Source organism: Halolactibacillus miurensis (assembly GCF_900116255.1).
GTDB classification, from domain to species: domain Bacteria; phylum Bacillota; class Bacilli; order Bacillales; family Amphibacillaceae; genus Halolactibacillus; species Halolactibacillus miurensis.
In genome coordinates this window covers 28038-39171 of record NZ_FPAI01000013.1, presented here as the reverse complement: position 1 = coordinate 39171, position 11134 = coordinate 28038, and the positions used below count along the sequence as shown (strand labels likewise).

Here is an 11134-nt window from a genome sequence, read left to right as displayed (position 1 = left end):
TTCTGGAGGCGTTTGTATGTTAGATATATTGATTGGGTTTGTTATTTTTGGTTATGCCTGCCTTGTTTTTGTCCGCCATATCCGTTTAAGAAAGCAAAGTAAGTGCGCTGCCTGTCCATTAAAAAAACATTGCGAACAAACGGGAACGCTATGTATGTCAAAACAATTAGAGAATCATAAATAACAGTGATCTATGTATAAAAAACATCCTTCATTCACACGTTAATAAAAACGGTGAAATGAGGTGTTTTTTATGTCAGAGAATGTATGGGTTAAAGTAACGACATGTATCCTATTACTCATGATTGGATCCTTGATGACGACTGTATTCCATACGCCAATCTATGCGTATGGATTTGGTTATAAGCGCGGGGAAAATAATCAGCCACCAGAGATTGGACACTATCAATCGTTACTAGAGCAAGGCGAAGGTTATTATCTTGATCGATCAGGAGAAAAGGTTATTTATCTTACCTTTGATCATGGTTATGAAAAAGGCTACACCGAGGGGATATTAGATGTATTAAAGGAAGAAAGTGTGCCGGCTTGTTTTTTTGTGACCGGTCATTACGTACGAAGTGCCACAAATATCGTCAAACGAATGGCTGAGGAAAATCATTTGATAGGAAACCACACGTATCATCACTATGATTTAACGACATTAACAGAACAGTCATTTAAAGAGGAAATTAAGTCTTTAGAAAAAGCGATTCAGTTATTGATTCCAGATGTGACAATGATGTATATGCGTCCACCTAAGGGTATTTTCAATGAACAGACGTTATCATGGACGAGTGATTTAGGTTACCGTCAAATGTTTTGGTCAATCGCTTATGTTGATTGGCATGAAGACCAAGAGGTAGGTTATGAGTATCCTTATAATCAAGTCATGAATCAACTCCATCCAGGAGCAGTCATCTTGATGCATGCGGTATCAGAGGATAATCTTCTGGCACTACGTGCCATTATCCATGAAGCTAAACAACAAGGGTATCGTTTTGGTACGTTAGATGAACTTGTTTTTAAGGAAAAAGCTCATACGATATTTTGGTAATGAAAAGCCCGTTCGTCACTTTAATTGTGATTAACGGGCTTCATTCAATTAATCATGTCTTAATGAATGGATGATTGATAGGCTAAGTCAAAGAGGGATAGCTGGCTTGAAATTGCTTGGTCACTTGGTTGATGTTTATATTCGTAACAACCATTCGGTAATTGAAAACGTGCTTTCTGGTTATCAGCCAGTTGTACTGTTAATACATCCATCACGCGTTTTTTATGACGCCGGTCTAGCACAGGGAAAAGTAATTCGATCCGTTTGACCATATTACGTGTCATCATATCACATGAAGCCAAGAAGACTTTTTCTTCCCCATGATGGTGGAAATAATAAATACGACTATGTTCTAAAAAACGACCGACAATACTGGTCACGGTAATGTTTTCGCTCACCCCTTTTATCCCTGGTTTTAAACAACAAATACCACGCACAATCAAGTCGATTTTCACCCCTTTATTTGATGCTTCGTATAATTTTAATATAAGAGGTTTATCGGTTAACGCATTCATCTTTGCGACGATATGTCCATCATGATGCTGTTCGTGATAGCGTATTTCTTGTTCGATGTAGTCGATAAAGTCATGTTGAATGTGATAAGGTGCCATCGACAAGTGGTGGAAGGTTGGTTTAAATGTATAGCCGCTCAAGAAATTAAAAAACAATGTCGCGTCAATCCCAAACTCGCGTCGTGACGTTAAAATAGATAAATCGGTATAAAATTTGGCGGTTTGATCATTATAATTTCCTGTACTTAAGTGAACGAATCGTTCAATCCGATCCGATTCTTTTCTGACGATCAGCGTAATTTTACTATGCGTTTTTAATCCGGTAATACCATAAATGACGTGACAACCGGCCTTTTCTAATGCTTTTGCCCACTGCACATTCTTTTCTTCATCAAAGCGTGCTTTTAATTCCACGAGCACCGTCACTTGTTTCCCGTTTTCAGCCGCAAGCTTTAAACTATTCACAATGGGCGAGTCCCCGCTGACACGGTAGAGTGTTTGTTTAATCGCAAGCACTTGAGGATCAAGTGCGGCTTGTTCAATCATATCGACAATCACTTCAAATGATTCGTAGGGGTGATGCAACATAATATCTTTTCGTCGTAATTGATCAAAAATATTGACTAACGGCTCAACCTCTTTTGGTGGTTGGGGGATGAGGGTTTGAAAGACTAAATGTTCAAATGTCTGTTTTAATTGTGAATAGACATTTAATAAAAATGTGAAATCAAGTGGACCGCCATGATAGTAAAGGTCATCATTTGAAACTTCTAGGACATATTTTAAAAAGTTAATTAAGTGCTGATTATGGGCGCCTTTTTCGCCCATGATTTCTAAGCGCACCGCTACTCCCCAGCGACGTTTCTTTAATTCCTTCTCAATTTCTTTCAGTAAATCTCTTGAGCCCTCTTCGTGGATATTCATATCGGCATTACGTGTAATTCTAAAACAAATCGTATCCTCCACCTTGTAGCCAGTAAATAAGCGATCGATATAGTAGCGAATCACATCTTCTAATAAGAGATAGTGGTGCTTATTTTTAATTTTAACAAAGCGATCTAACAAGGCGGGTACTTGAACGATGGCGGTTAATTTTTTATCTGTCTCATCAGGATGATGCAGTGTGACGGCAATATTTAATGATAAATTTTGTAGTAACGGAAACGGTCGATAAGCATCAATCGCTAACGGTGTGAGCACAGGATAAATGACCTGTTCAAAATGCTGTTCTAGCCACTTTAATTCTTTTTTTGATAGCTTATCAATCGAACCAATATGAATATTTTCTTCAGCTAGCTGTTGTTTTAACACATGATAATAATCTTGTTGCGTTTGGACAAGCGGATGCGCTTCTTTTGTAATGGCCTCAAGTTGTTGTAATGCTGTTAAGCCGGATTTATTATCGGGTCGATTAAATCCAGCTCTAAATTGATCTTTTAATCCTGCCACCCGAACCATAAAAAATTCATCAAGGTTATTTGAGAAGATACCGATAAAGCGCAAACGCTCTAGTAGAGGATTTTGTTCATCCATTGCTTCTTCTAACACCCGTTTATTAAACCGTAGCCAACTAATTTCTCGATTGTTGAAGTGCTCAGGTGCATCTATGGTGATCGTGTCAGTCATGATTGTCACTCCTTGTCTTTTGTATCCTTAACAAAGGTTAAATCTACGGGTCGCTTTAAGGCTTTTTCAAGATGTTTCTTTTGTTTTTCCGCTTGATAAATTTCAGGAGCGGCATTTTTTGTATAAGCTAAGGTCAAAAGAATCTTTTTCTTTTTAACGTTAACGTCGATATTATGAATGACATGTCGTTTGGTTCCATCTAGGCAGTAAGTAAATTTAAGTAAAGCCCCAAGTAACATCAGTTTTTTGCGTTCGGTTTTCGTTAACCAACTTTTATAAGGGCGGACAAACTGTTTAAAGACTGTTTTATTTTTAAACGAGGCGACAAGTGCCAAGTCAAGTTTTTCGCGATGGCTCAGCCCGTCAATCGTACGATTACTTAATAAGTAAAACGTATGCTGGGCGCTTGACTCATGATCAATGTAGTCGCCCATGTTAAAGACATAACTTGCTCGCCTGAGCAACGTCCAATCTTTTTTTGTGAGCCCTTTAATTTTATGTTGAACGAGCGAGTCAAAAATTTCACGGGTTAAATGTTGGACTTGGAACGCTTGTTTCACATCTAAGTCAAAATCTGAGATTAATTCTTGAAAACTATCTTCTAACACATTGGGTGAATAAGGTTCCTCTTGTTTATGAAAGAGCAGTTCATAGTTAATGCCGTCTCGCAATCCTTTTTGACTTAAGACAAATCTGTCGGCATGGGTATGTTTATAAAGGGTGACAAACGTCATAATGGCTGGTAGGATAATATCCGCTCGATCTTTTGATAAGCCTTCCACTTTCATTCGTTTCTCATTAGAAAGGCTAAGTAAATGATCTTTAATCCGATGTAAATCTTTCAGTAGCATGGGATACTGATGGAGCCCTGCCATCGGATAATCTTTATCGATTTGATCGATTTGGGCCACGTTTCTCGCACTCCCACCAATCGCTATAATGGGCACGGATAAGTCTTCTAACCAACTCAAGGTGCTGAAGGCTTTTTTAACATAACTCTTTACCGTGTGTAAATTATCTGCTTCTGATACATTCTCATCGTACAAGTGACGTAAACTTAATGTACCAAAAGAGAAACTGTGCGCATGAATCAGTTTCCGGTCTTTAAAGTAAGTCACCTCAGTTGAACCCCCACCCATATCAACAGTGACCCCTTCCGTGAGAGATGTTGAATTGACAATGGCTAAATACCCATAAAAAGCTTCTTCTTCCTCTGAAAGTATCTGCATGTCCCAACCGAGTTGATCTTTCACTGCTTGAACGAGCGTAGCTTTATTGTTAGCTTGTCTCACAGTGGCGGTCGCAACGACCGTGAAATGTTTCAGTGGATATATTTTCAACACATCTTCAAACTCTTTTAATGTATCGATGAGGATTGTTTGCCCCTCATCCGATAAGTAACCGTCCGCCGTTAAATGATTTCTTAATCGTGCGACCGCTTTAACATTTTCGACTTCACGAAATCGTCCCGCTTCATTCGGTAAATAAATAACCAGGCGCATCGTGTTCGAACCAATATCAATGAGCGCATAATAATTATCTTTTATAGAAGTCATCTTAATCCCGCCTTTTAAATAGTAAGCTCTAATACGTATATATACCACAATATCGACATATTTAACCCTACAAAAGGGTGAGAAAGTTAGCGTGTTGGGGTGTTTTCAAACACATAATAAACATGTCTATTAAAAAAATGAATCAAAACACTTGAAAGTCAAAGAAGGTCAAAGTATACTATAATCAGGAAAGGTCAAAGATAGTCAAACGTTAGTGACCTTCCGTTATTAATACGATTGAACTAAGGAGGAACGAAAAAATGAAATGTCAAAAATGTCAAGTCCGTCCCGCAAATGTTAATGTGACCCTACGTATAAATGGTCACACTGAACAACTTCATGTCTGTGACACATGCTTTAAAGAAATCCGCAATGAATCTCTCCAGCCATCTAACTTCTTCGGACAATCTGGTTCGGCATTTGAAGAACAATCTGGCTTCACAAAACGTCAATCACATGTGAAAACAGAAACGCCGAATCACCATGATGGCCTACTTGATCAGCTTGGTCGTAATCTAACCGATCATGCGAAACAAGGTCTCATTGATCCTGTTATTGGACGAGATCAAGAAGTGACACGCGTGATTGAAACGTTGAATCGACGTAATAAAAATAACCCAGTATTAATTGGTGAACCTGGTGTAGGTAAAACGGCGATTGCGGAAGGATTAGCCTTAAAAATTGCACAGGGTAACGTCCCGAAGAAATTAAAAGATAGACAGGTATATTTACTCGACGTTGCGTCACTTGTCGCCAATACAGGTGTCCGTGGACAATTCGAAGAACGAATGAAAGGTCTGATTAGTGAACTCCAGGATCGACAAAATGTCATTTTATTCGTTGATGAAATTCACTTACTCGTGGGTGCTGGTACAGCTGAAGGATCTCAAATGGATGCGGGTAATATCTTAAAACCAGCACTTGCTAGAGGAGAACTCCAACTTATTGGCGCCACAACGTTAAAAGAATATCGACAAATTGAAAAAGATCAAGCTCTTGAACGTCGCTTTCAACCGATTATGGTGAAGGAACCAACAGAACAAGAAGCGATTCAAATTTTACAAGGAATTAAGGAGCGTTATGAAAGTTATCACCATGTTACTTATAGTGATGAGGTCATTGAACAAGCGGTGCGTTTATCCAAACGTTACATCCAAGACCGGTTCTTACCAGATAAAGCGATTGACTTAATTGATGAAGCAGGTGCACGGTTAAACTTAACCTTGTCTGAGTCAGATCAATCAACGATTGAAGACGAATTGAAATACCTTGCTGAGGAGAAACAAAAGGCAGCTGAAAAAGAGGATTATGAAACCGCTGCGCATTTGCGACATAAAGAGTTACAGCTTGAGAAAAAGCTAGCGACGCACGAAGGTGTACCCTCGATTGACGTGACGACAGAAGCCATTCAACTGCTTATTGAAGAAAAAACAGGCGTACCTGTGAGAAAAATGCAAGCGGATGACCAACAAAAGATGAAAGATTTAAAACGCCATCTTGAAAAGAAAGTCATTGGTCAAGAAGTGGCAGTCGATAAAGTCGCTAAAGCCATTCGTCGTAGCCGTGCTGGTCTAAAATCAAAACACCGTCCGATTGGGTCATTCTTATTTGTTGGGCCTACGGGTGTCGGTAAAACAGAGTTAACAAAAGTACTCGCAGAAGAAATATTTGGCCATCAAGACGCGCTGATTCGTCTTGATATGAGTGAGTATATGGAAAAGCATGCCGTTTCAAAAATAATCGGGTCACCGCCAGGTTATGTTGGTCATGAAGAGGCAGGACAACTTACAGAGAAAGTTCGCCGTCAGCCATACAGCGTCATTTTACTGGATGAGATTGAAAAAGCCCACCCAGATGTCCAGCATATGTTTCTGCAAATTATGGAAGATGGTCGTTTAACGGATAGTCACGGTCGAGTGGTCAACTTTAAGGATACCGTCATTATTATGACAAGTAATGCGGGAAGTGCCGTAAAGGAATTACACGTTGGCTTTAATAAAACAGAAACCGATGCGATCTCAACACTTGATCAGCTCAAGGATTACTTTAAACCAGAATTCTTAAACCGTTTCGATGCGATTATTACCTTTAATCAATTAGAAGAAGAGCACTTAATCAAGATTGTAGACTTGATGCTGAATGAATTAGAAGAGAATCTAAAAGAACAAGGATATAGACTTGAAGTAACCGAGAAAGTGAAAAAACATTTAGCTGATATCGGCTATGATCGTCAATTTGGTGCACGGCCACTTCGACGCGCTATTCAAGAAACTCTTGAAGACGGGATTACCGATGTCTTACTAGAAGAACCAGACATCATGGCTTTAAAAGCAGATGTCATCGATGATAAGATTGTTGTAACAAAGGTGTCTGAATAGGACTAAAGCTAAATGAAACATCAAATAAGTAATATCATACGCTCTTTACTCGGGCGTATGATATTTTTTTGAAGAAAAATTATCTGAATATTTATTCAATAAATCCATCGTTTTAGTGGGTAATATCAGAAAAACATGTTGTTTTGTGAATAAAGATAAACGTTATTGGATAAAGCTATATTTGACAACGGTTCTGTCAGTTTTGTTTGTGAAAAAATCTGGTATAATAGTGAAAAAGTAAGCTGAAGGGGAGAGACACAAATGACAGCAAAGAAAGCTACCGTATGTCATTCGGAATATGACAGGTTAACCCGCGTCATCGTGGCGGAACCTACTTATATGGCAATCACAGAAGTGATTAACGAAACACAAAAACATTTTTTATCAGACAATATAGATACAAAAGTCGCCACAGATCAACATCAAGCGTTTGTGAGTGTATTAAAAAGAGAAGGGATTGAAGTGGATCACCTTCCGGTGAAAGACCATCTAAATGAACAGGTGTTTACCCGAGATATCGGGTTTACGTTAGGTCAAACCTTGTTTATTGCTAATATGGCGAGTGATATTCGTAAACAAGAGACGGATATACTCACAGATGTATTAAACAAAGATGACACACCGTTTCACCCATTAACCGGCCCATCGATTGAAGGTGGCGATGTCTTAATAGATGGGAAAAACATTTATATTGGCGTCAGTGAACGAACGACTCATGATGCGATTGATATACTTAAACAACAGTTACCGGACTATGATATTTATCCACTATCATTAGCGGGGGATATTTTACATTTAGATTGCACCTTTAATATTGTTAGCGGAACGGATGCGCTTATTTATCGCCAAGGTCTAACAGAAGAAGCTGTTTCACTATTAGAAAAACGTTACAACTTAATCGACGTCTCAGCTGATGAGCAGTTTACGCTTGGTACGAATGTCTTATCGGTTGGTCATAAAAAAGTGATTAGTTTACCTAATAATGAAGCGGTGAATAAACAACTAGCTGACAGAGGCTATCACGTCATTGAAGTGGCCTTTGATGAGATTATTAAATCTGGTGGGTCTTTTAGATGTTGTACTTTACCTGTTGTAAGAGTGAAGGATTAAATGAATGTATTTCAATTATATAAATCAAGACAAATGAAAAATGCCTGTCCCCTTTACATGTTGAGTCATGTAAGGAGACAGGTTTTTTAGTCATTATAATCGTTCTTTTTGGTCAAATAACTTGAAGCTCAGTAAAAGGAGGGCAATACTTGTAGCCAGCAGCAATCCAATATTTAATAAGAGATTGGTTGATACGGCTCCCGTTTGTAGCATCTTTACAATCAGCGAGGATAAATTGTTATAAAACCAAGGGATTTTATGATGGAAGATCCCATTAATAATCGATCCTGCTGCTAGTGTAAGAATCGTGGCACCGACAATCATATACTGTTGGCGAATCACAGCTGCATACGTGAGTGTTAGGCTAATGACAAAGATGAACCAACAGCTATAAAAAATTATCGCTAGCATCATATAGATAACAGATAAAGAGCCAAACAAAATGCTGACGTAATACCAACTAAATAATAAGCTGATGATCAGTGCACCGGTAAACACAACCATTTTAGCCAGGGCCTTACTACCAATATAATGTGAAGCATTGATTGGCTTCACTAATAATAGTTCACTGACGCCTGTTTGACGTTCTTGGCTGATCGATGAAGCGGTTAGTAAAATCGTAATGAGTACACCAAACATACTCAGTTCAGATAAGCTGAGGCCAAACGCTTCACTGGCTGGAACAGCAGGTATTTCGAAAGCCATACCTTCAGGCATTCCACCAACATTTTCTAAAATGACAGGTAAGAAGTAAGTGGTGATAGGGTCCATGATCGCTAAGAGAATAAAGACAATAGGAACCCAGATGAGACTATTATTACGTTTATGCATGAGTAACTCTTTTTTAATCATGGTCAGAAGAAGCTTCAAATCCAATCACCTCCAAAAACATTTCTTCAAGTGTTGTTTTGTCGATAGAAAAATGAGTCAACTCAAGATGTTTATCTATAATCAGCGACAATAAAGACGCACGTGTTGCGTCCATATCTGTCGTTTCAAGATAAATATGTTGCCCTTCTTGTCGCGTTTGTTTGACATAAGGTAAAGTTTCAAGTGTTTGAATGAAGTGATCCGGTTGTTCGCCCACGGCAAGTTTAATCACTTGTTTTTGATATTTCTTCTCTAAGTCATGAACATGCCCTTGTTCAACGACACGCCCTTTATTCATCACGACTAAATAATCACTGATCTCTTCCGCATCCGATAAAATATGCGTGGAAAACAGAATGGTTGTTTCATTTTTTAACGTTTTTAACAAGTTTAAGACGTCGCGTCTTCCAACAGGGTCAAGTGATGAGACAGGTTCATCAAGAATCAATAATTTTGGTTGATGGATCATCGCTTGAGCAATGCCAAGGCGTTGTTTCATCCCGCCAGAATAACCACTGATTCGTTTATGTTTTGCTTCGTCAAGGCCTGTTCTTGTTAATAATAGCTCGGCGCGCTCTTTGGCCTCCGCTTTTGACATACCACTCAGTTCACCCATTAAAATAAGGAACTCAAACCCTGTCATCCAACCGTGAAACTGAGGGTATTGTGGTAAATAACCAATATAATGACGGTGATCCATACTCGGTGCGACTTGATCAAATTGAATGGAACCTGATGTTGGTTTAATCAGTCCTGCCAGCATGCGGAAGGTCGTTGTTTTACCCGCGCCATTAGGACCGAGTAAAGCAATCGTTTGGCCTTCCTCTAGTTGAAGGTCAATGGATGAAACGGCGACAGTGTTCTGAAATTTTTTCTGGAGTGCTTTGATATGAATCATTGGTTAATCTTGTCTCCTTCCGAAGATAAAAAATAAAATTGGACCAATCGTAGTGATAATTAAAATAACAAACAACCAGAGCCATCTATTACCGTTTAAGCGCATGTCTTGGTCGGCTTTATACCAACTCATCACCGCAACAATAGTTAAAATAAACTGTAACACAATAAGGGGCAACAGTAATAATACGATATTAACAGGTAAATCATTCATGAGAATCCTCCTCTTGTTCATGGCGATAGAGTACATAAGAATAGATGGTTGGAATGAGTCCAGCTAATATTGCTGGGATCACAATCACATAAATCATTAAATCAACAGGTAAGAAGGGAATAAGGAAAAATAACACACCACAGACCATAAATAATTTTGAACCTAATCGGTGTGTTTTTCGCCAGACAGTTTCACTGGAAAGTGTCCAAGGCGTACGAATGCCCATAAACCAGTTGGCTTTAACGGTCTGCATATAGTTACCGATAATGATAAATAAAATACCGATCAGGATGGGAATGACTATTTCAATGTTTAAGTCATAACCGAGACTTTGAAAAATAACAAAAGCATTCACAAAGACTAACAGACCGAGGGTAGCATAAATAATAATCCAATAAGCTTTTGATGTGTATAAATAGCCTTTGCGTTTTGGATCTAACTTCGGACTGAGGACAAGAATCGGGTAAATCACAAGTAAAATCCCAACATTCATCAACATCCCTAATAGTTTTGGTGCGGTCCAGTTAACGCTGCCATCAGGTCCCCACTGCATCGGAATCTCATCAGGTAAACGCGGAAAAGCAATGATCCACATGATGAGGGTGGCGCTTAATAAAAAAATAAAGGGTAAGTGTTTACGCATCTGTATCATCTCCTTTTGTAAAAGACATCGCCCAACTGATTAATTCTTGAAAGACGGTCGTGTTTAAATGGTAGTAAATATATTGGCCTTGTTTCTCATCTTCAATTAAGTTAGCAGCTTTTAAAATTTTTAAGTGTTGTGAAATGCTCGGTTTTGACATCTCAAATTGATCGGCAATCTCCCCAGCCGTAAGGTCTTTCGCCTTTAATAAATCAAGGATTTTCCTCCGTGTTGGGTCGGCGAGGGCTTTAAATGCCTCTTTCATGATGTGGCC

Annotated in this window: 11 protein-coding genes; 4 read left to right on the top strand and 7 right to left on the bottom strand. The window is 38.8% G+C overall.

Annotated elements, in window-relative coordinates:
• Positions 1 to 16: 16 nt before the first annotated feature.
• Positions 17 to 184 carry a FeoB-associated Cys-rich membrane protein gene (locus tag BM390_RS15290; protein WP_143103165.1) on the top strand — a complete coding sequence of 56 codons (168 nt, stop codon included), beginning with the start codon at positions 17 to 19 and terminating at the stop codon, positions 182 to 184.
• A gap of 69 nt (positions 185 to 253) precedes the next feature.
• A complete protein-coding gene (locus tag BM390_RS09275) occupies positions 254 to 1054 on the top strand; it encodes a polysaccharide deacetylase family protein (protein WP_082394456.1) in 801 nt (266 codons plus the stop codon).
• A 59-nt stretch (positions 1055 to 1113) separates the two neighbouring features.
• On the opposite strand, the gene BM390_RS09270 is transcribed toward BM390_RS09275, so the two are convergent.
• Both BM390_RS09270 and BM390_RS09265 read right to left on the bottom strand, forming a co-directional pair.
• On the bottom strand, positions 1114 to 3192 hold the full coding sequence (locus BM390_RS09270) for an RNA degradosome polyphosphate kinase (protein WP_062321109.1): 2079 nt from the start codon (positions 3190 to 3192) through the stop codon (positions 1114 to 1116).
• Between the two features lie 5 nt (positions 3193 to 3197).
• Positions 3198 to 4748, bottom strand: a complete 1551-nt coding sequence (locus tag BM390_RS09265) for a Ppx/GppA family phosphatase (RefSeq protein WP_089854453.1) — start codon at positions 4746 to 4748, stop codon at positions 3198 to 3200.
• Between the two features lie 260 nt (positions 4749 to 5008).
• Here BM390_RS09265 and BM390_RS09260 point away from each other — a divergent pair, with 260 nt between their 5' ends.
• A complete protein-coding gene (locus BM390_RS09260; RefSeq protein WP_062321110.1) occupies positions 5009 to 7126 on the top strand; it encodes an ATP-dependent Clp protease ATP-binding subunit in 2118 nt (705 codons plus the stop codon).
• Positions 7127 to 7387: 261 nt separating this feature from the next.
• A complete protein-coding gene (locus BM390_RS09255; protein WP_062321112.1) occupies positions 7388 to 8236 on the top strand; it encodes a dimethylarginine dimethylaminohydrolase family protein in 849 nt (282 codons plus the stop codon).
• Between the two features lie 93 nt (positions 8237 to 8329).
• Here BM390_RS09255 and BM390_RS09250 read toward each other — a convergent pair whose 3' ends face one another.
• The 5 genes from BM390_RS09250 to BM390_RS09230 are packed head-to-tail and all read right to left on the bottom strand — an operon-like array spanning position 8330 to position 11125.
• Positions 8330 to 9067 (bottom strand): ABC transporter permease, encoded by a 738-nt coding sequence (locus BM390_RS09250; RefSeq protein WP_177220694.1) that lies wholly within the window; start codon positions 9065 to 9067, stop codon positions 8330 to 8332.
• Between the two features lie 13 nt (positions 9068 to 9080).
• Positions 9081 to 10004 (bottom strand): ABC transporter ATP-binding protein, encoded by a 924-nt coding sequence (locus BM390_RS09245; protein WP_062321116.1) that lies wholly within the window; start codon positions 10002 to 10004, stop codon positions 9081 to 9083.
• A gap of 3 nt (positions 10005 to 10007) precedes the next feature.
• On the bottom strand, positions 10008 to 10217 hold the full coding sequence (locus BM390_RS09240; RefSeq protein ID WP_231631428.1) for a PLD nuclease N-terminal domain-containing protein: 210 nt from the start codon (positions 10215 to 10217) through the stop codon (positions 10008 to 10010).
• Positions 10210 to 10860, bottom strand: a complete 651-nt coding sequence (locus BM390_RS09235; RefSeq protein WP_062321120.1) for an SdpI family protein — start codon at positions 10858 to 10860, stop codon at positions 10210 to 10212. Before BM390_RS09235 ends, BM390_RS09240 begins: the two co-directional genes overlap by 8 nt.
• Positions 10853 to 11125: an autorepressor SdpR family transcription factor gene (locus tag BM390_RS09230; RefSeq protein ID WP_062321123.1), complete on the bottom strand. Its 273-nt coding sequence runs from the start codon at positions 11123 to 11125 to the stop codon at positions 10853 to 10855. The genes BM390_RS09235 and BM390_RS09230 overlap by 8 nt, the downstream gene beginning before the upstream one ends.
• Positions 11126 to 11134: the final 9 nt, after the last annotated feature.

Coding starts and splice junctions, on each gene's coding strand:
- BM390_RS09260 (WP_062321110.1), top strand. CDS start 5,009: ATGAAATGTCAAAAATGTCAAGTCCGTCCCGCAAATGTTAATGTGACC.
- BM390_RS09235 (WP_062321120.1), bottom strand. CDS start 10,860: ATGCGTAAACACTTACCCTTTATTTTTTTATTAAGCGCCACCCTCATC.
- BM390_RS09265 (WP_089854453.1), bottom strand. CDS start 4,748: ATGACTTCTATAAAAGATAATTATTATGCGCTCATTGATATTGGTTCG.
- BM390_RS15290 (WP_143103165.1), top strand. CDS start 17: ATGTTAGATATATTGATTGGGTTTGTTATTTTTGGTTATGCCTGCCTT.
- BM390_RS09245 (WP_062321116.1), bottom strand. CDS start 10,004: ATGATTCATATCAAAGCACTCCAGAAAAAATTTCAGAACACTGTCGCC.
- BM390_RS09240 (WP_231631428.1), bottom strand. CDS start 10,217: ATGAATGATTTACCTGTTAATATCGTATTATTACTGTTGCCCCTTATT.
- BM390_RS09270 (WP_062321109.1), bottom strand. CDS start 3,192: ATGACTGACACGATCACCATAGATGCACCTGAGCACTTCAACAATCGA.
- BM390_RS09275 (WP_082394456.1), top strand. CDS start 254: ATGTCAGAGAATGTATGGGTTAAAGTAACGACATGTATCCTATTACTC.
- BM390_RS09255 (WP_062321112.1), top strand. CDS start 7,388: ATGACAGCAAAGAAAGCTACCGTATGTCATTCGGAATATGACAGGTTA.
- BM390_RS09230 (WP_062321123.1), bottom strand. CDS start 11,125: ATGAAAGAGGCATTTAAAGCCCTCGCCGACCCAACACGGAGGAAAATC.
- BM390_RS09250 (WP_177220694.1), bottom strand. CDS start 9,067: ATGCATAAACGTAATAATAGTCTCATCTGGGTTCCTATTGTCTTTATT.